Origin of the sequence: Algoriphagus sp. NF (assembly GCF_028823735.1) — a bacterium.
Taxonomy (GTDB): Bacteria; Bacteroidota; Bacteroidia; order Cytophagales; family Cyclobacteriaceae; genus Algoriphagus; species Algoriphagus marincola.
This window is the reverse complement of record NZ_JAPEIB010000002.1, coordinates 26,848-51,564: the sequence shown is the minus strand read 5'-3', so window position 1 is coordinate 51,564 and position 24,717 is coordinate 26,848. Positions and strand designations below refer to the sequence as shown.

19 protein-coding genes are annotated in these 24,717 nt (G+C 39.8%); all 19 read left to right on the top strand.

The window, feature by feature from the left end:
- Positions 1-2 precede the first annotated feature (2 nt).
- The gene (locus tag OU792_RS01160) at positions 3-2,387 is read left to right on the top strand and encodes a GumC family protein (RefSeq protein ID WP_274669250.1); all 2,385 of its coding nucleotides are present in this window, start codon (positions 3-5) and stop codon (positions 2,385-2,387) included.
- A gap of 9 nt (positions 2,388-2,396) precedes the next feature.
- Positions 2,397-4,190, top strand: coding sequence for an ABC transporter ATP-binding protein (locus OU792_RS01155; protein WP_026944758.1), 1,794 nt, complete (start codon positions 2,397-2,399; stop codon positions 4,188-4,190).
- Between the two features lie 299 nt (positions 4,191-4,489).
- Positions 4,490-5,299: a glycosyltransferase family 4 protein gene (locus tag OU792_RS01150; RefSeq protein WP_274669249.1), complete on the top strand. Its 810-nt coding sequence runs from the start codon at positions 4,490-4,492 to the stop codon at positions 5,297-5,299.
- Between the two features lie 3 nt (positions 5,300-5,302).
- The gene (asnB, locus tag OU792_RS01145; protein WP_274669248.1) at positions 5,303-7,201 is read left to right on the top strand and encodes an asparagine synthase (glutamine-hydrolyzing); all 1,899 of its coding nucleotides are present in this window, start codon (positions 5,303-5,305) and stop codon (positions 7,199-7,201) included.
- Positions 7,198-8,193, top strand: coding sequence for an N-acetylneuraminate synthase family protein (locus tag OU792_RS01140; RefSeq protein ID WP_134202229.1), 996 nt, complete (start codon positions 7,198-7,200; stop codon positions 8,191-8,193). Before asnB (OU792_RS01145) ends, OU792_RS01140 begins: the two co-directional genes overlap by 4 nt.
- Before the next feature lies 1 nt (position 8,194).
- Positions 8,195-9,352, top strand: coding sequence for a UDP-N-acetylglucosamine 2-epimerase (gene neuC / locus OU792_RS01135; protein ID WP_274669247.1), 1,158 nt, complete (start codon positions 8,195-8,197; stop codon positions 9,350-9,352).
- 15 nt (positions 9,353-9,367) lie between these two features.
- On the top strand, positions 9,368-10,489 hold the full coding sequence (locus OU792_RS01130; protein ID WP_274669246.1) for a class I SAM-dependent methyltransferase: 1,122 nt from the start codon (positions 9,368-9,370) through the stop codon (positions 10,487-10,489).
- A gap of 151 nt (positions 10,490-10,640) precedes the next feature.
- Positions 10,641-11,345 (top strand): acylneuraminate cytidylyltransferase family protein, encoded by a 705-nt coding sequence (locus OU792_RS01125; protein WP_134202232.1) that lies wholly within the window; start codon positions 10,641-10,643, stop codon positions 11,343-11,345.
- Positions 11,346-13,040, top strand: coding sequence for an asparagine synthase (glutamine-hydrolyzing) (gene asnB / locus OU792_RS01120; protein ID WP_274669245.1), 1,695 nt, complete (start codon positions 11,346-11,348; stop codon positions 13,038-13,040).
- Complete coding sequence (locus OU792_RS01115; RefSeq protein WP_134202234.1) at positions 13,037-14,419, top strand: MGDG synthase family glycosyltransferase; 1,383 nt, start codon at positions 13,037-13,039, stop codon at positions 14,417-14,419. The genes asnB (OU792_RS01120) and OU792_RS01115 overlap by 4 nt, the downstream gene beginning before the upstream one ends.
- 7 nt (positions 14,420-14,426) lie before the next feature.
- Complete coding sequence (locus tag OU792_RS01110) at positions 14,427-15,569, top strand: glycosyltransferase family 4 protein (RefSeq protein ID WP_274669244.1); 1,143 nt, start codon at positions 14,427-14,429, stop codon at positions 15,567-15,569.
- Entirely contained in the window at positions 15,566-16,708 is a 1,143-nt protein-coding gene (locus OU792_RS01105) for a glycosyltransferase family 4 protein (RefSeq protein WP_274669243.1), read from the top strand. Before OU792_RS01110 ends, OU792_RS01105 begins: the two co-directional genes overlap by 4 nt.
- Complete coding sequence (locus OU792_RS01100; protein WP_274669242.1) at positions 16,705-17,796, top strand: glycosyltransferase; 1,092 nt, start codon at positions 16,705-16,707, stop codon at positions 17,794-17,796. Before OU792_RS01105 ends, OU792_RS01100 begins: the two co-directional genes overlap by 4 nt.
- On the top strand, positions 17,793-19,202 hold the full coding sequence (locus OU792_RS01095) for an O-antigen ligase family protein (protein WP_274669241.1): 1,410 nt from the start codon (positions 17,793-17,795) through the stop codon (positions 19,200-19,202). Before OU792_RS01100 ends, OU792_RS01095 begins: the two co-directional genes overlap by 4 nt.
- 15 nt (positions 19,203-19,217) lie before the next feature.
- On the top strand, positions 19,218-20,537 hold the full coding sequence (locus tag OU792_RS01090) for a phenylacetate--CoA ligase family protein (protein ID WP_274669240.1): 1,320 nt from the start codon (positions 19,218-19,220) through the stop codon (positions 20,535-20,537).
- Positions 20,537-21,004 carry a hypothetical protein gene (locus tag OU792_RS01085; protein ID WP_134202239.1) on the top strand — a complete coding sequence of 156 codons (468 nt, stop codon included), beginning with the start codon at positions 20,537-20,539 and terminating at the stop codon, positions 21,002-21,004. The genes OU792_RS01090 and OU792_RS01085 overlap by 1 nt, the downstream gene beginning before the upstream one ends.
- Entirely contained in the window at positions 20,997-22,643 is a 1,647-nt protein-coding gene (locus OU792_RS01080) for a hypothetical protein (RefSeq protein WP_274669239.1), read from the top strand. Before OU792_RS01085 ends, OU792_RS01080 begins: the two co-directional genes overlap by 8 nt.
- A 6-nt stretch (positions 22,644-22,649) precedes the next feature.
- Positions 22,650-23,846, top strand: coding sequence for a glycosyltransferase family 4 protein (locus tag OU792_RS01075; protein ID WP_274669238.1), 1,197 nt, complete (start codon positions 22,650-22,652; stop codon positions 23,844-23,846).
- Positions 23,843-24,715, top strand: a complete 873-nt coding sequence (locus OU792_RS01070; protein WP_134202241.1) for an NAD-dependent epimerase/dehydratase family protein — start codon at positions 23,843-23,845, stop codon at positions 24,713-24,715. Before OU792_RS01075 ends, OU792_RS01070 begins: the two co-directional genes overlap by 4 nt.
- Positions 24,716-24,717 lie beyond the last annotated feature (2 nt).

The following is a 24,717-nucleotide window of genomic DNA, read 5'->3' as shown; positions in this document are numbered from 1 at the left end:
ATATGTCTGTAGATCAGGAAGAAAATGATTTCCTACAGGAAGAAGAAAGCACCTTTGATTTAAAGGCGATTCTTCCCAAGATCCTGCGAATTTGGCCTTGGATTTTAGGCAGTTTACTTATTTCTTTAGGAATTGCGTTTTATATCACGCAAACTACTCCTCCAAACTTCAGGGTTTCCTCCAAATTTTTCATTAAAGAAAATGAAAAGGGATTGTCACTTTTCGAAAACCCAGCAATGATGCAGGAGCAGGGGATGGGTCTTACCAATGAGACGATTATTCTCAGGTCTCGCCCCATTGCTAAGGCTACTCTTGAAAAGCTTGATTTTCAGGTTGAATACTATCAGCAGGGCACTTTTATACTTCAAGAAATCTATAAAAAGACCCCGATTGTGGTAGAGGTAGATTGGAAGTCTCCTCAGTTGCTAAATGGACAAATTAAGGTGACTTGGACAGATGCTGAAAATTACACAATAGAGTTTCCGCAAGAAAGTTATACCCAACTCCTTCCTGACGGAAGCTATGACGCAGTTAGTAATTTGGAGCCCAAGACCTTTAAGTTTGGCGAGTGGGTAGAAACTCCTCAACTCAAAGTGAGGATAAATAATACCGCAGCTTCAAATGAGGGGAATTCCATCTTCATCCTGAGAGATCAAAACTATCTTGTGAATGTTTATTCTTTGGGTTTGATTGTTGAGTTGTCAGAAAAAGGTTCCTCCATTCTTGATTTGAGTCTCATGGTAAGGAATAGGGCTAAAGGAGAAACCTATCTCAATGCGCTGATGGAGACTTATCTTGAACTTGAGCTTCAGGAGAAAAATGAAATTGCCAATAGAACAATTGATTTTATAGACAGTCAGGTAGCGGGTGTTGCGGATTCTTTAAGTTCCTTTGAAGATCAATTGCAAGACTATCGATCATCCAATCAGATTTTCAACCTTTCCACCGAGTCTTCTGCAGTATTCGATCAGTTGACTGATATCGAAAGACAAATAGCAGAAGCTAGTCTTAAGCGTCGATATTATCAAAGCCTGAAAGATTATTTGGTTCGTGAAAATTACAACGAAATCGTGGTTCCTTCGGGGTTAGGGATCGATGATCCGTATCTTAATGGATTGATCGAGAATCTTTTGGAAGTACAGGTAGAAAGGTCACGTCTCCTTGCCACTCAAACAGAACTGTCACCGCAAGTCCGGGCAGCTAATCAAAGACTTGCCGACTTGAATACATCTATTCAAGAGATATTGACTAATGTGGAGAGCAATAACCTCATGACCATCAATGATCTTGAGAATAGAAAAAAAACTATTGAATCATCATTTAGAAGTCTTCCACAAGCGGAGCAGAACCTGATTAAATACCAGCGTCAAGCCACACTGACTGAGAATATATATAACTTCCTTTCTGAGAAAAGGGCAGAGTCTGCTATTTCAAAAGCTTCAAATACACCTGCTAACAAGATCATCGAATATGCTAGAGCAGGAATGCTTCAGATCTCACCAAAGCCTACCAGAAACTACCTGCTAGCTGGTTTTGCTGGTTTGTTTTTGCCTGTTTTGGTAGTGTTTGCTTTGGAGTTTTTCCGAACCAAAATAGAAGAACCTAAGTATCTTGAGCGAAAACTTAAAATACCTGTTTTGTCTACTATTTTGTTTAATAAGACAAAGGAGAATCTAGTGGTTTTTGGAAATGGCAAATCAGGAATAGCAGAAGGTTTTCGTTCCTTGAGATCTAATATTAAGTTTTTGGTGCCTAAGGAAAAGCAACTGACTTTTATGATTACTTCCACCATTTCAGGTGAGGGAAAGACATTTTGTGCAATGAATTTAGCATCAGTCTATTCGTTGACTGGTAAAAAGACCATATTGATTGGCTGTGATATGAGAAAGCCTAAAATCTATGATGATTTTGGTTTGAAAAATGATATCGGGCTATCTACCTACCTAAGTGGACAAGAAGATGAGTGGTCCAACGTGGTCAAGCATTCCAATTATGAAAACCTTGACTTAATCGTGGCAGGTCCAATTCCTCCCAATCCATCAGAACTTCTGTTTTCAGTCAATTTTGAGAAGTTGATCAATGAATTGAAGGCTGAATATGATGTAATCATTTTGGATACTCCACCAGTTGGTTTGGTTTCGGAAACCCTCGACCTACTTACACTTGTGGATTTCACTCTGTTTGTGTTTAGACAAAACTACTCCGATAAATCCTTCATCGATGCAGTGAATGGGCTGAAAGAGCAGAAAGGGGTCAAGAATATTTATGCAATTTTCAATGGCTTGGATGCCACCAAAGTGTCATATGGAGGGTATGGATATTCATATGGATATGGGTATGGATACTACGATACTGACAAGAAACAGAAAAAGCGATTTCGCATTTAATTTAGATTTTTGAAAAGTTTCATCACTAAGTATTTCAGATATTTCTCGTTTTTTTACGAGTATCTAGGTAATAAAGTCATTCTTCTGATAGTTTCCAGCCTATTCGTAGGTTTATTGGATGGGTTTGGTTTAGCACTATTTATTCCTGTATTTACCATAGCCGCAGATGGAATCACCGAGGAAAACAGACAAGCCCTTGGGAATCTCGACTTTCTTTTAGACTGGATTGAGAAGTTGGGCTTTGGACTGAATCTCAACGTTATACTCGGCGTAATGGTCAGTTTATTTGTCCTGAAGTCAATTTTGAAGTTTTTCGATGGGATCTTGAAGACAAAACTTCAGATGGAATTTGTCAAAAAGCTCCGGTATGAAATGGTAGAGGGACTTGGCGGAATGAGCTACAAAAACTTTGTAAATCTTGACGCAGGTAAAATTCAAAACACTCTTTCCGGCGAAGTATTCAAGGTTACTTATAGCTTTTTGACTTATTTCAGTACCATACAGTTCATGGTACTGCTGTCGGTTTATGTGACGCTAGCGATGCTTTCCAATTTTCAGTTTGCGATCCTAGTTAGTATTGGTGGATACCTTTCCAATTTTCTTTTTAAGATTATTTTTAGATTTACTGAGAAAGCATCGGTTGGTGTGACCGCATTCAACCATGAATTTCAGTCTTATCTGATTCAGGCAGTTCATAACTTCAAGTATTTGAAGGCTACAGACTACTTTGCCAAGTATAAGCTGAAGCTGAAGGCTATTATTGACTCCATAGAAGTTCAGCAACGTAAAATTGGGATTTACAATGCTTTTCTTTCCTCTACTCGAGAGCCGATAGTTCTCATTATTGTAGCGGTGGTGATTTTGGTGCAGGTCAATCTGATGGGAGGTCAGATGGCGACTATTCTTGCCTCACTTTTATTCTTTTACCGAGCCTTAAATTATGTCATATCACTTCAAACTAGTTGGCAAGGATTTGTCGCGCATTATGGAGGAATAGTTGCGGCAATGGAATTGATGGAGGAGTTTCGTTCGCTAAAAGAGTCTACTGGAAAAAGACCTGAAATTGAGCAAATCAAAGAAATCCAACTTCAAAATCTTTCCTTCGAATATAAGCAGGATATACCAGTGCTAAAGCAGGTCAATTTAGAAGTAGAGAGACTCAAAACGCTCGCCTTAGTGGGAGGCTCAGGAAGTGGCAAAACCACGATGGTAAACTTAATTATCGGACTCTTGGAACCTGTATCCGGTGAAATTCTTATCAACGGACAAACTCGAAGTAGTTTTGATAAAGCTTCCTACCGAAAGCGATTCGGGTACATCACTCAAGAGCCAGTCATTTTTAATGATAATATCTTCAATAATGTTACATTTTGGGATGAGCGATCTCCAGAAAATTTAGCAAAATTTGAGGAAGCAATTCGCCTTGCTAATATCAATACCTTTGTTAATTCCCTTCCTGAAAAGGAAAATACGAAATTGGGGGACAATGGAATGCTGGTGAGTGGTGGGCAAAAACAACGGATCTCCATAGCTAGAGAACTATATAAAAATGTAGACGTCTTGATTCTGGATGAGGCCACTTCCGCATTAGACAGCGAGACTGAGCGCTCAATCCAGGAAAATATTGACAATCTTCGAGGAAAATACACTATTATCATCGTAGCACATAGACTCAGTACGGTGAAGAAAGCGGATAAAATACTCGTTTTGGATTCAGGGGATATAGTGGGTGAAGGGAATTTTGAATCACTTGTCAATTCTAGTAAGGTCTTCAAAAGAATGGTAGAACTACAGGAATTTTGATCAAAGAAGATAAAAGACAATTTTTTAAAATCTTACTTTCCCCAATTGGTCTTCCCACTAAAAGTATTGGGAGTTGGACCAATAGAATTCAAAGATTTCAGGAGAAAACAGGATATTTTGATAGAATTATTTCTCCAACTCCAACTCCATCTCAACTTCATATTTTTGCTGAAAAGAGGCAACCGGGAAAGCTTTTAAAGCTTATTTTAAGAAACAATCTTCAGGCTTTTCGCTGTAGAAAATTTTTAGACGCAGTCCTTTCTTTTGGATCGCTTTCTCAGCCTCTTCAGATCCTCGTGATGGATGATAAAAACCTGCTGGAAGCTCTCGTTTCCATCAAGCCTAATCTTCCCAAGTACTCGGAGATTATTTTTTCTTTTCATGGACATCGACTATTGCTGGGTCCTTATCTTGCTGATCGGGTTGATAAAGTTCTTTTTTTGACAAAGCGAGGCTATCTAGAGACTTTCGAAGCAAACCATCAGCATCCTCCACTTTCATTTGTTGTGGGAAATGGTGTGCGTAGTGACCTATTCTTCCCGCTTTCTAGATCTGAAAAACACAAGCAGCGAGAAGCATTAGGCCTTTCTGTTGACAATCCCATTATCATTTGGATGGCCAATTCTCGGCCTGTAAAAGGCTTTCACTTGTTCAAAAAGGTGATTGCTGTTCTTTTGAAAAAATATCCCAACCTTCAAATTTTAAGCATTGGGCACGAACCTGATGAATCCATTTCTTATCCCAATTGGCATCAACTTGGTAAGGTGCCCAACGAAAAATTACCTAAATATCTCCAAATAGGAGATTTTTATTTTTTCACTTCATTGTGGCAAGAAGGCTTTGGACTTTCCCTTGCTGAAGCTGTCAAATGCGGAAATTTCGCATTAGCCTCAAATGCGGGAGGAATACCTGATGTAGTATCAGGCTGTCCCTTCTCAGAATTAGTAATGGAACCAAATAGTATTTCCTGTTGGGTGGATACTTTTGATAAGCTTCTCACCAAAAAGTCCAGTAATACTATCAGTGATGAGGAAATGAGAGATTGGCTTTCAAACTGGCATGATTATCAGGCTTGGGAAAGAAACTATTTACATGCGCTTGAATCCTAGTCTATGTGTGGCATAGTCGGAAAATATTCTCTTAAAGGTTCTATATCAAATGATGATGAACAAAGGCTAAAGCTCGCTTTGGATTTACAGAATCATAGAGGCCCTGACGCAAAGGGGATTTGGAGAGGAGATTCTGCGATCCTTGGACATAATAGGCTTTCCATCATCGATCTTTCTCAGGCAGCTGATCAACCGCTTTATAGGGCGGATTTGGGATTGAGAATCATATTTAATGGTGAAATCTATAATTACCAGCTGCTTAGAAGTTCTTTGCAAAAACAGGGATACGAATTCACAACAACTTCCGATACGGAGGTAATTCTGGCGGCTTATGCTCATTGGGGAAAAGGACTCTGTGAGTACCTGACGGGTATGTTTGCATTTGCTATTTGGGATGAGCAGAATGAAGAGCTGTTTATAGCAAGAGATCGATTTGGAGAGAAGCCCATCTTTTTTATAAACCATGGAGATGGTTTTTATTTTGCCTCTGAGTTGAATGCTCTGAGAACCATTTACCCGAGGGAGTTGAAGATTAATCAGGATGCTGTCATAGACCTTGTCGAGTATCTTTATATCAATTTACATCATTCTATTTATCAAGAGGTAAACGTATTTCCTCCAGCCTCTACGCTTTCGATTTCCAAAGATGGAGCCAAGAATTGGGGTCAATATTACAACTACCCCACCCAAGTTGGAGAGAATATTGATTTTGATTCGCTGAAAAAACAGACAAAAGAGAAACTGTTCCAAACAGTGGAAAGAGAACTGCATGCTGATGTACCGGTAGCAACTTTTCTCAGTGCAGGAGTAGATTCTGGCTTGATCACTGCTATAGCTCACGAGATCAAACCAGACTTGCAAGCTGTGACCATGGCTACTAATGAAGAGGCCACGGATGAGACCGATGGAGCAAAGTCTTTAGCTAGAAAACTCGGGATAAGGCATGAAATTGTTCCGGTAAACACAGATTCTCTAGAAGTATTGGGTAAAATACTTACTGATATTCAGCCTTTAGCAGATGCTTCATTAATTCCCAGTTTCATGGTAACGGAGCAAATTAAGGATAGATATACGGTGATGCTTTCAGGAGATGGAGGGGATGAGATATTCGGTTCTTACAATCGGCCAAATCGATATCTGAAACTGAAGCGAAAAAGTATACCAGGTGGGCAACAGTTTATTGATTGGGCATTCTCAGTCAAGAATCCAGCCCTTTCTGGCAAACTAATGTCCTTTCTCAATGACGAAAAAAGGATGTTACTGAATGGATGGCAGGGCTTATATTCGCGTCATAATCTCTCTGGCGCGAGTCTTTTTCAATGTATATTTTGGTCAGGAAAAGAGCAGAACTATCCAAAATCTTTGATCCCATCTCTCGAAATAGACTATAAAAGGAATTTGGAGAAACTTACATTTGGACTGGATGTGAAAACCCGACTCCCTGGAGATTTTCTTTTTAAAGTAGATAGTGCCGCTATGCACTCCTCGGTGGAAGTGAGAGCTCCTTTTCTCGATCATGAGTTAGTTGACTTCCTATCTAAAGTTCCAGTGGAATCGCTGATGCCAAATGGGGTGGACAAAGAGTTGAGTAAGTCGCTTCTTTCTGACTATAGTGGCGAATCTTGGCATCCTCCCAAGCGTGGTTTTACGATTCCTTATTGGCTTTATTTACAAGGTCCATGGGGAGATCAATTAGAATCGTTTCTTGATGAGGGTTTATCCGAATCTTATTTTAATTTTAATAAGGAAGGAATTCGCTCCATTCTTCAGCAGCATAGACAGCGATCAAATAGTACCTATGCACGTATTCTATTTTCATTGTTGATTCTCGAAATCTGGCTGAGAGTGTTTCATTTGAAAAAAGAACTGGTCTTTCTTTCCAAAAAGCAAAAAATAAAATGATCATCGCAGAAATAGCCCAAGCCCATGATGGAAGCCTTGGAAATGCCTATGCTTACATTGAAGCATTAGCTGCGACAGGGGTTGACGCCATTAAATTCCAAACTCACATCGCCGAGGCTGAGAGTTCAATCCACGAGCCATTTCGGGTGAAATTTTCAAAGCAGGATGCTACCAGATTTGAGTATTGGAAGCGAATGGAGTTTACTTTGGATCAATGGAAGGGCCTCAAGGCATACGCTGATTCTCATGGTATAGAACTGATTTCATCTCCATTTAGCAATCTTGCAGTCGATTGGCTCGAAGAAATTGGTGTAAAGCGATATAAAATAGGGTCTGGTGAGGTTTCGAACTGGTTAATGCTTGAAAAAATTGCTAAAACCGGAAAACCTATCATTCTGAGTTCAGGGATGAGTAGCTGGGAGGAATTGGATCAAACAATAGAGTTTTTGAAAAAGTATGGAAACTCCCTATCTATTTTACAATGTACAACAGCTTACCCCACTGCTCCAGAGCAATGGGGACTCAATGTAATTCAAGAGTTAAAGGACAGATACCAATTGCCCATTGGTTTTTCTGATCATAGCGGAGATATTTTTGCATGTATATCAGCTGCCTCTTTAGGAGCAGAGATATTCGAATTTCATGTTGTTTTTGATAAAAGACAGTTTGGGCCTGATACTCCTGCCAGTATCACTATAGATCAGACAGAGCAAATGGTGAAGGGCATTAAGGCTATTCAAAAAGCACTGAAAAACCCTATCGATAAAACTCAGATCAAGCCTTTTCAAGATTTAAAGAAGATTTTTGAAAAAAGTTTGGCTGTCAATCGTGCAATGAAAAAAGGAGACATCATCCAGCCTGAATTTTTGGAAAGCAAAAAACCGAAAGGCTTTGGAATAGATGCAAAGGACTACGCCGATGTAATTGGAAAAAAATTAAACAAAGATCTTTCTCAGTGGGGGTTTTTAAATTGGGAGGATCTTGAAAGCTAATATGAACAAACGGAAAATCTGTGTTGTAGTCACTGCAAGGCCATCTTATTCCAGGATTATGACGGCCCTTCAAGCTATCAAGGAGCATCCTGACTTGGAGCTTCAACTGGTAGTCGCAGCCTCGGCACTATTAGACCGATATGGGTCTGCTATCAATTATATCCAAAATGATGGCTTTGAGATTGCAGCTAAGGTATTCAATGTCCTAGAAGGAGAGAATCTCACTGCAGCGGCCAAAACAACCGGGATAGGAATTCTTGAATTATCTACTGTCTTTGATAATTTATCTCCTGATATAGTCGTCACGGTTGCAGATAGGTTTGAAACCATGGCAACAGCTATCTCTGCTAGCTATATGAATATCCCGCTCGCCCATGTTCAAGGTGGAGAAGTGACTGGAAATATTGATGAAAAGGTACGGCATTCTATCACCAAGCTTGCAGATTATCATTTTGTCGCATCTGAAAGTGCGCAGCAGCGGGTAATTAGACTTGGTGAAGATCCAGAATTTGTATTTAATACAGGTTGTCCAAGTATTGATTTAGCAGCTAGAATTCTCGAACGACCTGATTTTAATTTCGATCCATATCTCAAATATGGGGGAGTGGGCTCCAGGCCTGATTTGTCCAAAGGATACTGGGTGGTTATGCAGCATCCGGTCACTACTGAGATTCAAAAATCAAGGGCCCAAATTGAAGAGACGCTTCATGCAGTGTACAATCTTAATGAGCCTGTTCTTTGGTTTTGGCCAAATGTTGATGCGGGAGCAGATGGTACAAGTACGGGTATCAGGGCGTTTAGAGAAATGCATGATTTGGAAAATTTCCATTTTTTCAAAAATATGGAGCCAAATGATTTTTTGAGATTATTGATCAATTCAAAAGGGTTGATAGGCAATAGTAGTGTAGGAATTCGAGAGTGTGCCTACTTAGGAGTACCGGTAGTGAATATTGGAAGTAGACAAAATGCACGAGATAGAGGTCATAATGTCCTCGATGTGACTTATAACAGAGATCAGATTTTTGACGCAATCAAATCTCATCAGCAAAACGGAAAAGCAGACTCATCTCATGTATATGGAGGAGGGGTTGCCGGTACCAAAATAGCAGAATTATTGGCTTCTTTACCACTTCGTTTTCATAAAACAATTATGTATTGACTAAAATAAAACAGTATGGTTAGGAGTGATTTTGATATTAGAGATGCTCGAGGACTAGAAGATATAGTAGATTGCATCGAAGAAGGTACTTACGGCGAAGCACCAAAGAGCTTAATTTCATTTTTAGATAGCTTGCCACAAACTCCTTCCATGAACTTTCTTAGGACACTGACTGTCCCCTTTTTATTTCATGATTTTGAGGATAATATTCACCTCGACAATGATCCGATCAGCCATTTTTCTAATACACTCCTTGAGTTGAAAGAGAAAATAATGGGCCTAGTAGCTATGGGGAATTATGAGAGAGTCTTTTCTGGAGCGCTTGAATATACTCCTGAGGACACCTTTGCCAAAGAAATAAAGGTGCATACAGGCCAACATTATGGGACTTTATTCAGTGCTTTTGACTCCAAAAGCTATTTTGAGGAAGCCAAAAAGTTACTGGAACTGCGATTAAACCGAAATGGAATCTCTTTTTCAGACTTAAGCAAGTTGACCGTACTTGATCAAGGCTGTGGGGGTGGTCGGTACACCACAGCATGGAAATTACTAGGCTCTAAGGCTTGTATCGGGATTGATTTTTCAGAGATAGGGCTGGAAGATGCCAAAAAAAGAGTTTCAATGGCCAATATCGATAATGTAGATTTTGTACAAGGATCAGTATTAGAAATGCCCTTTGACGAGGATACTTTCGATATTGTTTACAGTAACGGGGTGTTGCATCATGCAGAAGATTGGAAAAAAGGCATTTCTGAACAGCTGAGGGTATTAAAATCAGGTGGATGGGGTTGGCAATATTTAATCGAGAAACCAGGGGGTATTTTTTGGGATCAAATTGAAATTCTAAGGGCGATCCTTTGTAAAGTGCCAAAACCTTTTGCCCAGCAAACCCTGAAGGGGCTAGGTATCCCCCCGAATCGAATTTTTTATATGCTTGACCATGTGATGGTTCCAATCAATACACGAATTACCCCTGATGAACTTTCCGAAGAATTAGAAAAAAATGGTGCGATTGAAATAGTTCGATTGAATCGAGGTGCTGATTTTGATAGAGTAGAGCATATTTATCAAAACGTACCGAGAGCCAAAGAAAAATTCGGTGTAGGAGAAAACAGATTTGTATTTAAGAAAGGATGAGATCAAGCCTGTCTGAGGCAGATAGGCATGAAGGACTTCACGCACTTGGGATACGGTCAATAATGCGAGATTCTCCCGAATCGTGTTCGGGACAGGCCATGTGACTGCTATAAACCAATTATAACCATATGAAAATGCCTTTTTCGAAATAATGAAAATTCTAGGCCTTATTCCAGCTCGTGGTGGGTCCAAGGGTATTCCCGGGAAAAATATCAAACTCCTAAACGGTAAGCCTCTTTTAGCTTATACCTTTGAATCAGCTCAGAAAAGCAGTTTATTATCTAAAACTATCCTGAGCTCAGATGATGCGGAGATTATTCAAACCGCTCAAGAACTAGGGTTGGAGGTGCCTTTTGTCAGGCCAGCAGATCTAGCTGATGATAAAAGCCCTACATTACCGGTAATTCAGCACGCACTACGATTTTTTTTGGAAAAGGGAGAGAACTTTGATGCAGTTTGCCTGCTACAAACTACTTATCCTTTCAGAGCTTCAGGATTGATAGATAAAGCCATTGAGAAATTTATCCAAATGGACGCGGATGCGCTGATTTCAGTTTTGCCGGTACCTCATGAGTTCAACCCCCATTGGGTATTCGAGCCAGATAATTCAGGTCTACTGAATATTTCCACTGGCGAGAAAAAAATAATTTCCCGACGTCAAGATTTACCTCCCGCTTACATTCGGGATGGAGCTATTTACCTCACTAAAGCAAAAACACTGTTGGAAGAGGCTTCTTTATATGGTGATAGTTTAACCTTTTTCGAGACAGACCCATCTAATTATGTCAACTTAGATACTTTTCAAGATTGGCAAAAAGCAGAAGAATTGGTTTTAAGATTATCCCCCAAAATCTAAATGTGCGGAGTTGCAGCTATTGTAGGGCCTAAGGCTAGTCTTCAGAATCTAGAAGGAATACTTGCCTTGCAGAACCATAGAGGGCCTGATTATACAGGATATTGGGTTGAGCCAAATCAAATTGCTCTTGGTCATAATAGACTCTCAATTATTGACCTCTCAGCTGCTGCTAATCAGCCTTTTGTGTCCTCTGATGGAAGATACCATTTGGTTTTCAATGGAGAGATTTACAATTACCTTGAATTAAAGCAAAAGCTTCGTTTTGATTTTGAATTCAAAACCAATTCTGATACGGAGGTACTACTTGCTGCATTTATAAAATGGGGCAAAGAATGCCTTGCAGAATTAAATGGGATGTTCGCTTTTATCATTTGGGATATAAAAGACCAATCCCTTTTTGCTGCTAGAGACCGATTTGGGGTGAAGCCATTATATTTTTCCCAGCTTGCAGATTCTCTGATTTTGAGTTCTGAGATTCGTCCTCACTGGCAAATTGGTATTCCCAAAGTTCCAAATTCTGATGTTTGGCATTCCTATTTGACCAAAGGACAATATGGTATGCCTGACGAGACATTCTGGAAAGGAATTCATCAAATCCCTGGAGGTCACTATCTGACCTTAAAAAATGGTGATATTGAAATTCGATCCTGGTATGATTTCGTTACCAGGTCTATGGCACTGATTAATCATCAGGAAAATGATGAGGAAGCTTACATTCTTGATTTGCTCAAAGACTCCGTCCGGCTAAGGTTTAGGGCAGATGTTCCAGTTGGCTTTAATTTGAGTGGAGGACTTGATTCCAGCACTTTGTTGGCATTAGTTTCTGATGCTTATCCAGATGAAAAAAAAATAGAGGCATTTACGTTCTTCACAGGTGATGAGCGATATGACGAACTTCCTTGGGTTCGGCAGATGCTTGTTGGAAAGCCTTACCCTCTGAATACCTGTAAGCTGGAAGTATCAGATATCCCTTACCTCACTCAGAAAATAGCCTCGGTTCAGGATGAACCTTTTGGAGGTATTCCTACTCTTGCCTATGCTAAGGTATTTGAAGAAGCGAGAAAGAAAGGGTTTTTGGTTTTGTTGGATGGTCAAGGCTCTGATGAGGCCTGGGCAGGCTATGATTATTATTTAAAAAACACTACATCCTTGATTCAGGGGACTAATACCTCGCCCGTTAGGCCTGAAGCCCTCACGAATAGCTTAAAGAGCATGGGGAGCAGAGAAATACCTATGCCATTCTCTGATAAACTGTTGAACAAACAATTTCGAGATATATTCTACACAAAAATCCCTCGGGCACTTAGGTTTAATGATAGGGTAAGTATGGCTTTTAGTACTGAGTTGCGCGAACCTTTCTTGGATTATAGGCTGGTTGAATACGTCTTTTCAAGATCCAGGGATTTTAAAATTAAAGATGGTCAGCAAAAATGGCTCCTACGGAAAATTGCTGCTAAATACTTGGGAGATGATATCGCTCTAGCTCCCAAAAGACCACTTCAGACTCCTCAGCGTGAATGGCTTGGTGGTCCACTAGCCTCATGGGTAGAAGAAAAAATAGAATTTCTCAAAGCAAATATTGATTGGTTTGATCCAGAAAGCTTAGATGTGATTTGGAAAGAGTATAAAAATGGAAATCAAGAGAACAGTTTTTACATCTGGCAGTGGGTAAATACAGCAGAGGTATTGCAATGAAGCGAATTTGTTTTTTAATCCCCGACGGCGTTGGTATTCGCAACTATCTGTATTCTGATATACTTCGAGATTTAAAATCAGAAGGTTTTGAGCTTTCTGTTTGGCATGGTCTTGATCCAAAAATCATAGATCAATCCCAACTAAGAATAGGTTTTAGGCCGGAATCTTTTCCCCTTGCTACCTTCAAAGAAGATGCAGTCACTCAGCTTTTCAGGGAATCTACCTGCTATGCTCGTCTATTGAGGGGACAAGAAATCACTTCAAACCCCACAATTCTTTCGAATTGGCATAACGGGAAATTCTCTTTTCAAAAGAAAATGCTCATTAAGCTTTCTGAATTGCTAGGTGGGACGTTTAGGAAATATGAGAATATTTTACAAACAGAAAAGCTTCTAGTTTCGCGACTAAGAGGCAGTCAGGCATATAAAATTTATAAAAAGCAGCTTTCTGAAATCAAGCCTGATGTTTTGTTTTGTACTCATCAACGAATGCCGGCTGCGACACCTGCGATGCTGGCAGCATCAGATCTCGGCATCAAGACAGTAACAGCTATTTTTTCTTGGGATAATTTGCCAAAAGCAAGGCTTGCAATGCGCCCGGATTACTATCTAGTTTGGTCTGAATATATGGCAAAGGAACTACAGTTTTTTTATCCAGAAATCAAGGAAGACCAAATACGTGTCACTGGAACCCCTCAGTTTGACTTCTATACAAAGACTGATGATATCATGTCCAGGGAAGAATTTGCAGCCGAATTTGGACTTGACCCTGAAAAGAAATGGGTTTGTTTTTCAGGAGATGATGCTAAAACTTCACCTCACGATTCCTCCTATCTCAGAGATGTGGCAGAGGCACTCGCTGATCAGCAAGATATACAGCTTATTTTCAGACAAGTACCAGTAGAAACCACGGCAAGATATAGCAAAGTTCTGGAGGATTTTCCGAAGGTGGTTCATATCAACCCTTTCTGGGAAAAGGGGAAATATTGGCAACAGTTTTTCCCATATCCAAAGGATGTTTCGCACTTGGTAAATTTGGCCTATCACTGTGCTACGGTAATCAACATTGGTTCCACAATGGCATTGGATTTTGCGCTTTTTGATCATCCTGGCCTTTTTTTGAAATATGATCATGAAAAAAATCAAGAGTGGAAAACCGAAACAGTTTATCGGTTTCAGCACTTCAAGTCTATGGATGGGCTTGATGCAGTTGGCTGGATTAATTCCAAGGATGAAATCCAGACTAAAGTCCGACTAGCAATCGATCATCCAGATAAAATAGCCACCGACCGACAAGTGTGGCTTAAAAAAATAACTGTAGATCCAAGGGTACAACCTGCCTCTAATAGGATTCTACATGAATTAAAAAACCTGATCTAACTCGAAAATGCACATTTGTTTTTTATCCCAAGAGTTTCCTCGAAAAGGAGCTTCTCACGGGGGAATAGGTACCTTTTTAGCAACTTTCACTCGATCCCTCATCAACCACGGTCATCAAGTTACCGTGGTCGGGGTAACAGGGAGCAAGTTTGAAGATCAGGTGATGGATGGAGTTCGTGTTGTGAATTTTCCGGGTAGCAAAGCTCAGTTGATTGCTTGGTGGAGAAATTACCAGCGCGTGGATGATTTTTTGACTACACTTCACAAAGAGAATCCCATTGATATTGTAGAAGGCTCAGAGCTAACCTTGGCATTTTTGAACAAAAAAAAGGGGATAAAATATGTGATCAGATTGCATGGTGGACATCATTTTTTCGCAGAAGGAGAAAAGAGAAAAGTTAACAAGTGGAAGGCTTATCAGGAGAAAAAATCTTTTTCAAAAGCTGATGCTTTTATCGCTGTTTCCAATTATGTAAAAACGCATACAGAAAAATTTCTTTCATACCACTCTAGGCCGATCGAGGTGATCAATTACCCAATAAACCTAGATAAATTCTATCCTTCTAATCCAAAAAAAGTCAAACCATTTAGATTGGTTTTTGCAGGTACAGTCTGTGAAAAAAAGGGTATAAGGCAGTTGATGCAGGCTATCCCATCCATTGCTTCAGATTTTCCTGATGTTCATTTGGAAGTGTTTGGTAGGGATTGGCTGTTCCCAAACGGCAAATCTTATATAGAGTTTTTGAGGGAAACGATGCCAAAAGTAGCCTTGCAAAAAACGACTTTCCATGGACCTGTGGCTCATGATGAGCTGCCCGGCCACTATGAACAAGCAGCAATCTGTATATTCCCCTCTCACATGGAAACGCAGGGTTTGGTCGCTCCGGAGGCTATGTCGATGGAGAAAGTAGTTGTTTTTTCTAAAACAGGTCCAGGTCCTGAGACAATCAGTCATGGAGTGGATGGCTGGCTATGTGACCCTCATTCTCCTGAGGATATTGCGAATACCGTGAAGGAGGCATTCAGTAAGGTGGATGAATTCGAAAAAATTGGTAAAGCAGCTAGAAAAAAAGTGATCTCCAAATTCGAAACCGAAATGGTCACCGATAAAAACCTTGCTTTTTACCAAAAGCTGGTAGCCAAAAAATGAGGTTTTTGGTCGTAGGCCATGTAGTTCATAAGTATCAAAATGGTTCATACTATGCCTATGGACCCTATGTCAGGGAAATGAATCTCTGGTTTAAGTATGTGGGCAAGGTTATTATAGTGGCACCTTTGAACAAGGAGATCGATCCAGACCCGATCGATTTACCCTATAAGCACGATCAGGTAGTGTTTTTCCCAGTCCCTGAATTTTCTACCCAGTCTGTAAAAAATATTTTATCTACGCTTCTTCACTTACCCGGAATTTTCTGGACTGTAATAACTGCCATGCGGTCGGTAGACCATATTCATTTACGTTGCCCGGGAAACATGGGCTTAATTGGGGCTTTGGCACAAGTTTTCTTTAGGAATAAAAATAAAACAGCTAAGTACGCTGGCAATTGGGATAGGAGCAGTAATCAACCATTTAGCTACAGGTTGCAGCAAAAAATTATATCTAGTCCATTTTTAGCTCCAAAAATGAAAGTATTGGTTTACGGTGAGTGGCCAAACGAAACCGAAAATATTGTCCCGTTCTTCACAGCTACCTATTCAGAAAGAGATATTGTTCCCTTATCCAATAAAGAAATAAACCTGAAGAAGGAAATTAACCTCATTTATGTTGGCGGCTTATATGATGGAAAGCAACCCCTAATTTCGGCAAGGGTGTTGTTGCAGCTAATCAAAAAAGGTTACTCTGTAAAGCTCGATTATTTTGGAGAGGGTCCTGAGAGAAAATCAATTGAAGAATTTCGAGATGGTAATGGTCTAGAGAATTCACTTTTCCTACACGGAAATGTCAAGGCAGATCAGGTGAAAAAAGCTTTTCAAGAGGCTCATTTTCTTATTTTCATTTCGAAAAGTGAAGGATGGCCCAAAGTTGTGGCCGAATCTATGTTTTGGGGATGCTTGCCCGTAACCACTCCTGTTTCCTGCGTACCTCAAATGCTTGATTTTGGGAATCGGGGGGAGTTGGTAGAGGGTCACGTAGAAGAGATTGCTGAGCGTGTCGAACACTTGATACTGGCCCCTGACTTATATTTTCAAAAATCCCAAAAGGCAGCGGCTTGGAGTAGGTTATACACCTTGGAGCGGTTTGAATCCGAAATAAGATCTTTGATTTACCCAGAGAGTTTAGCGGAATGAGAATTTTGCAATTGATAGATACTTTGGATCCCGGAGGAGCAGAGCGGATGGCTGTGAATATGGCGAATACATTTCATGAGATGCAAATCCCCAATTGTCTGGTTGTCAGTAGATCTCAAGGCCAACTAGGCTCCCTAGTCATAGATCAAAATTCGGTTTCTATTCTGGGGAAGAGAAATACACTTGATATAAAAGCCTTTTGGAAGTTACGGGCTATTGTACATAAGTTTAGGCCAGATATTATTCATGCTCACAGTACCTCTATTTATTGGGCTGTTGGACTCAAGTTTATATTCTCAAAGGCCAAACTCATTTGGCATGATCACTTGGGAATAAGTGAGGATGTCATAAAAAACAATCCCCGTCATGAGCTCAAATGGCTGGCACCATGGATAGACTTGGTAATTACTGCAAATGAATCAACGGCTGATTTTTGGGTAGATCAAAAGCTTAAGAGTGCAGATAAAATCCAATACCTAGCAAATTTCCCTTACTTGAAAGTCAAGAAAAAAGTGAAAACTGATGTTTTTACTTTTTTGCATTTGGCTAATTTCAGATCAGAAAAGGGCCAAAAAACCTTGATCTTGGCATCTAAAAGATTGTCCGATACAGGGTTGAAATTCAAGGCTCGATTAGTAGGGAAAAAAGTCGATATTGACTGGTGGGAAGCCTGTAGTCAAATGATTTCGGAATTAAGGCTGGCAACTCATGTTTTTTTGGAAGAGGCAAGAGCTGATGTGGATCAATTAATGGCAGAAGTAGATGCTGGGCTGGTGGCCTCAGATAGGGAAGGTTTACCCGTTGCTTTGTTGGAGTATGGCCTGGCAGGTCTTCCCGTAATCAGTACTAATGTTGGGCAATGCCCCACGGTACTGGAAAAAGGGAAGTACGGTGAGCTTGTGAATCCGGGAGATGCAATTGGCTTGGCCGATGCTATGGAAAAGCTGATAGTAAACCCACAAACTGCCAAAGAATCAGGTCAACGATTTCAATCCCACATTAATGAATCCTACGGGGCCTCATTTTTTATTGAAAAATATGCGGATATTTTAGAACGAAATTTCCATCAGAAACTAACTCAAAATTGATAAAGTATCTTATTCAAAATAAGTACCCCATTGTGCTGATAATCATCCATTTTTTATTGGGTTTTTCAGCCACACTGACTCCTTATGCGATAATTGCTTGGTTTTATCTAGTTCTTATCACATCAGCTATCCAAGTCCTCAAGGAGAAGGATTCAATCTTTGTTTTGGTTTCTTTGATTTTTTACCTGATTTCATTTGAATTGATTTCTAGGATGGCCAGAACCTCACCTTTTATTCCTTATGAGCTAGGTAAGTATTTGCTTTGCGCTGGTCTTGTATTTGGTTTGCTGCGATATAAGACAATTGGAATCATGGGCTGGATTATGCTATTATCTTTGATTCCTGGTTTTTTTATTGATGTGTCTGGTCAGGTTCAGCAGTCAGATATTATTTTTAATATCCTTGGTCCAATAAATGTGGCATTGGCAATTGCATTCTTCAATAGAAAGCGATTGACCTCTATCCAATTAGGTAAAATTCTCAGACTGATGATATACCCAATTTTGGGAGTATTAGCCTATACTTTTGTGAAAACTCCTGATTTTGATGAGGTTGAATTTGTCCTAGGTGCCAATGTGGATTTGAGTGGAGGTTTTGGTTCTAATCAGGTGTCAACCTTATTCGGACTGGGAACGCTTTTTATATTTATCTTAATGGTAAACAAATGGGAGTTTTCAGGCTACTTTATCCTGGATGCTCTGGTTTTGTTCGCACTTGCTTTTCAGGGCTTACTTACGTTTTCACGAGGAGGTATGCTCGGGGCAGTTTTGGGTATAGTTGTCATCTTATTTTTCCTTAGGTCAGCCCCCTTATTCAAGCGGAAAAAATACCAGCTGCCAAAAATTGGTAAATATGTGCTTCCTGGGATCTTGGTTGCTGTGTTGGCCTATGTTGCCGTTGATCAAATTACTAATGGTTTGCTTAGCCTTAGATATCAGGGTGAGACTATGGGGACTATTCAGGGTTCTAAAGAAAAGTCATTGTATACCATCACTACTGGCCGTCTTGATATTTTTCTGGGTGATCTGAATCTTTGGTTTGAGAATTTTATTTTTGGGGTAGGAGCAGGAGCTTCTAGATTTTTAAGAGAGACGATGACGGGTACGGTAGCCCACGTAGAAGTGAGCCGCTTACTCGCCGAGCATGGCTTATTTGGACTGATATATTTCTCAGTGCTCTGTATTGCCGGTTTGGTATTACTCAAGTACAATGAAAACCCAATGATCAAAGGAATCCTTTTTGCACTTTATCTGGTGGCTGTCTATACCTCTTTTCATGCTGCAATGCGGACTTTTGTCACACCTGCTCTAATAGGTCTTAGTTTGCTTATGATTAGAGCTCCTAAAAAAGTAGACCCTAAAAAGGTCAAGAAAAAAAGAAAAGTACCACAATTAATTTTGGAGTAATCCGATCTTCAGATTTTGAAAAAAAAGTTGCTGGAAAACATAATTCTTCCACTTGGAGATCAGTTGACAGGAGGAAGTTTTATCAAGAAATTAAAATATTGGCGAGAGGTATGTGACCTTTCTCAAAATGAACTGAACAATCTCCAAAAAGAAAAGCTTTCAAAAATTCTGGAATTTGCCAGCTCAAATTCTCCATTTTACAAAGCTTTGGCCATTCCTCATTCTAGCGATCCATATGAATGGCTCGCCAATTTTCCAATCCTGAAAAAGCAGCAGTTTCGAGATCATTTATCTCAATTTTTGACTACAAATAATCTCGAAGGCCTTACCGCGATTACCTCATCTGGTTCGACAGGCCCACCTTCCAAGATTTATTTCAATAAAGAAGAACTAAGTAGTAATCGTGCACTTCAAATTTTGTGGTGGGAGTGGGCAGGGTATCGATTTGGTAACTCGATCTTGCAAACAGGGGTCAATATGCAACGATCCAAGGAGAAGGCAATCAAGGATAAATTATTGAATACACGATACATATCTGCGATGAGCCATAGCGAAGCAGAGATTTTGAGAGAGCTTCGACTTTTGCAGAAGTCCCCTAGAGATCACTTCGTGGCATATGCTTCTAGCTTATACCTTTTTGCTAAGACTTCCTTGGATCATGGAATTTCAAATATTCAATTCAAATCAATCATTTCTCTCGGTGAAAAACTGTTGCCACATTTTCGAGAAGCTATTGAGAGAGCATTTTCATGTCAAGTCTTCGATACCTATGGTGCCTCTGAGGGCTTTTTGATTGCAGGGCAGTGCTCTGAAGGGACCTACCATATCTATAGTCCGCATTTGATAGTAGAGATACTCGACGATCAAGATCAAGAAGTCAATCCAGGGGAAAGTGGAAGGGTGGTCTTGACGGGACTTGATAATTTTACCACTCCGCTCATTCGCTATGAAGTAGGCGATATGGCTGTGAAATCGAAGATTCAAAAGTGTAGCTGTGGCATGAATCTACCGATTTTAGGTGAGGTAATTGGTCGACAAACGGAGTTTCTGCTTACACCAAAGGGTAAGTACATTACGGTACAAAATGTAGTCCGTATTATGAAGCACTTTCCTGAGATAGGTCAATTTAAGCTAGTCCAAGAAGTAGCTGACCGTATTAGACTGATTTATACGACGGATGAACAAATCCAGGAAATCGATCATTCAAAGATTCTCGGCATGTTTGAAGAGATATTTGAAGAGCCGCTAGGGATGGAGTTTAATCGAGTTTACTCCCTCCCAAAAGCCAAAACAGGGAAGTTTCAGTTGATTGAAAATAACCTTGGATCTACCTGATGAAGATTCTAAAAAAAATAAAACCTCACAAAGTAGATTTACTTGTTTTTGGATTGGAAAAGGGGGATTCAAATTATTCTCCTACGGTTAAGGAGTTAGAATTCCAACTTTCTTTTGATTCTAAAAACCATTCCTATCAGATAAAGGAACACGGGGAGATTATTCATCGTAGCAATATCTATTTAAATAGTCATTTGCTACGTGCATTTGATTTTGATCAGCCCATGATCACCATAGGCGACTGTGTGACCATTGATGCGTATAAAGGGCAAGGGATTTATCCTTGGGTAATCACGGAGATAGTAAAAGAGCATCTTCTCAAGTCACATATTTATATGCTTGTGAGTCCTCAGAATATTCCATCGATTAAGGGAATTCAAAAGGCTGGACTTAGAAAATTGGCTCGCATTAGATGTTTAAAAATTGGACCTGTATATTTGGGTAAAAAATTAGAACTTTTTGATTGAATCAGTTTCCATTCATTTGGCAGAAGGCCACAGAGAACTTGTCTCTGAGGATTACTTGAAATTCGAAACTCAACAGGAGGGACCTTTTTCTACTTACCAAATTGAGTTTAAGAAAAACTGTCAAGTAGCAGTTTTACGAGTAGACTTCAAGCTTTCTGAGAAGCCAATTTTCTTTAGGAGTTCAGCCTATCAATGGATATCTCCCGAGGATGTAGATGCGACCGCCAATTACCATTCGCCCAAAATATTAAAATTTGCGAATGACTTTTATTTATTGGGAACAACTACCCTTGGAGCTTGGAAATGGAATAAAAAGAACAATTCACTGAACTGGTACTTAATTCATCCGTATTTAAACCCTGTTTTTAGGTATAATGAAGATGATTACCGAGTTTGGAAAAAGCAATTTGAAGTAAGCACAGGCAAAAAATTTTCTTTAGGCGTTTTTTATGGGCCAGGGCCAGTGCCTGAGTTTGCAAGAACCCCACTAGGCTTTGCTCCTACGATTTGCTTTACAGATCATTGTGATTATGACACTCTAGACCTACTTCAGGCACAAAGGGAGCTGTTTAAAAAGAATCATATTCGAACCACTAAAGGGGTCTTTCTACATACTTATTCCCATAAAGGTGAATATGCAGCCTTGGATCAAAGGCCAGTACTCGAAGAAATAAAGAAATGGGAGAAAGATGGTCATGAAATTGCCTACCATGCCTTTAGTAGATCATTTCGAAAAGAGAGCTGGAAAGAGTATCAAGAATTTGAAACACCAAGCGGTTTGAAAACTATTCAAACCTATATTGATCATGGATTTCATCAATACAACTTTTCCAAGCAATATTTTTCTTCCCAGAAAGAATGGCTCCAGCATATGCAAATAAAAGGCGTCAGATATTTTTGGAACTATGTGGATGGTATGGAGGCAAACTCAAGATCTCACAATCAACTAATGCCTAGTCATTCATCAATTAGCGCGATATTACAAGAAAAGAGTAGTGCCAAACGTGCTGGATTAGATTACGATAAAAGCAGAAATAAAAAAACATGGCTCGCTTATGGTACGAACGATACACTCGATAAGAGGGTCAAAGTACTGAATGCTAGTTTTGCAGAATTTAGGAAGGGTGAAAAAGGTCTTTTTCCATTTGCATTTAGTCTATTTAAAACCCTATCCGCTGCCGCTTCATTAAGATTAATTGAGAAAAATCTTTTCCGCCCGGATAAATCCTTTTTCTTCTCAAGGTTTTCTCCTGCTTTTTTCCCCGTTTTTTTTGGGCAAAATGAGGATTTGATGGCCTTTCAGAGCTTTTCATTAAAAGACTTTCGGGCTGTTTTTTGCGAAAAATCCTTACAAGACCTAGAGGCTGAATCAGGTGTCTTGGTGGCTCATACTTACTTTGCCTATTTGGGATCCAATCACCCGGGAAGAATTTTTAAAGATGAATTTGGTCAGATTCAAGAAGAAGTGGCCTCTTCTTTTGAACGATTAGGGAACAGAATAAAAGAAAGCCGTATATGGAACCCTACTCTTTCTGAATTAGGCGACTTCCATAGAAAACTGATGGAGTCAAATTACACCTGGAAGAATGGACAATTGAATACCGAAAATTTCCCTGGCACTGTATGCTGGATAAAGTAATCTAAATTGAAAATTCTCTATTTCTATCAATATTATGCAACTCCTAAGGGCTCTTGGGGAACGCGTGTTCATGAATTTGCCCAAGAGTGGGTTAAGAAAGGGCATGAGGTACAGGTGGTGACAAGTATTTACTCCAAGTCAGACCTTACAGCAACTAAATTTATTGAGCATCAGAATTTTGAGGGTGTGGATGTGACTGTCATCAATGTACGAATCGATAATAAGCAGCCATTTTTAAAAAGGGTCTTTACTTTTTTGACTTATGCTATTATGTCGATTTGGTATGCACTTACGGCGCCAGCAGATGTTGTGATTGCATCCTCAGGGCCAATCACGGTAGGACTACCGGGATTGGTAGCCAGATATTTCAGAGGAAAAAAACTGATATTTGAAGCTCGAGACCTGTGGCCTGAAGGGGCTATTGAATTGGGCTTGCTAAATAATCCGATCGCGAAAAAACTGGCATACGCTCTTGAGGCTAGGTGCTATAAAGCATCCTCTCTGGTAGTGGCATTGTCAATTGGGATGCGTGAAAATATTGAAAAGCGTTTTCCGGGAGTACGTGTCATAGATGTTACCAATGCCGCCAATATTCCTCTTTTTTCAAAGACTGCTCCATTCGAAAACCGCTCAATCCTTGATACAAAGAAGTATGCTATATACACAGGCAATATTGGCCCAGTCAATAATTCCTTATGGCTTTTGGAGGCCGCCAAGATCTTACAAAAGAAGGGAAGAACAGATTTAAAAATTCTCATGGTAGGAGAAGGGCAACAGCGGGAATATATTGAAAGTGAGATCTCCAAACATCAACTAGAGACACTACATTTATGGGGTTTGATGCCAAAAGAAAAGTTGGTTGGATTGATTCAAAATGCTATGGTCTCACTCGTTCCCCTGAGGGGCACACCCGTCTTGGATACCTCTTCCCCAAACAAATTTTTTGAATCATTGGCTGCTGGTGTTCCAGTAATACAAAATACATCAGGCTGGATGAAAGATTTTCTCATAGAGCATGATCTTGGTTTTACACTCGACCCTAATGATCCGGTACAATTGGCCAATAAACTCATAGAATTGGATGCAAAGCAAGGTCAGCTATCCGAAATGGGACAAAGAGCAATGATTTTAGCTGCAAAAGAATTTGATAAGGATTTCCTTGCTTCGAAGATGTTGGACGAAATCCAAAACTCAATTCAATGAAAGTTTTGCTGACTGGCGGAAGTGGATTTTTGGGAGGTATCTTAACCGATACCCTTCAAAAAGATCATGAGTTGTTTTCTCTGGGGAGATCATCTTCTAATACGATTAGTTGTGATCTGAGCAAAGAAATTCCGGAAATTCCGGAAATAGATATGATCATTCATTCTGCTGGTAAAGCACATGTCATACCCAAAAGTCCAGAAGAAGAACAAGAATTTTTTAGCGTTAACTCTATCGGAACTTCAAATTTGCTAAAAGGGATTAAAAAACTCCCCAAGCTTATGGTTTTGATAAGTACCGTCGCAGTATATGGACTAGATGAAGGGGTAAATATCGATGAAAATCAAGCTCTGAATGGGACTACTCCCTATGCTAAAAGTAAAATTCAAGCAGAAGAAATCTGGAAGTCTTGGGCTTTGTCCAATAATGTCGACTTTTTGATTTTACGCCTACCTTTGATTGCTGGTCCAAATCCACCCGGCAACCTCGGAGCTATGATCAAAGCAATAGAAAAGGGATATTATTTTAGAATGGGAGACGGACAGGCTAAAAAGTCTGTTGTTCTGGCAAGGGACATCGCAGAGCATCTTCCTAAGTGGATAGGACATAGTGGTGTTTATAATCTCACAGATGGTATTCATCCGAGCCTAAAGGATTTGGATAGTTATTTATCTCTCAAATATGGGAAGAAAGTACGTTCTATTTCAGAAGGTCTTCTTGGGCTCATTTCAAAAATAGGAGATGTTATCAGTGTGTTCCCTTTCAATTCTTACCGTCACTCAAAATTAAAGTCCACATTAACATTCTCGGATTTGAAAGCTCGGAGAGAGTTAGCTTGGAGTCCTAAGCCTGTAATTGGAAATTTCTAAAA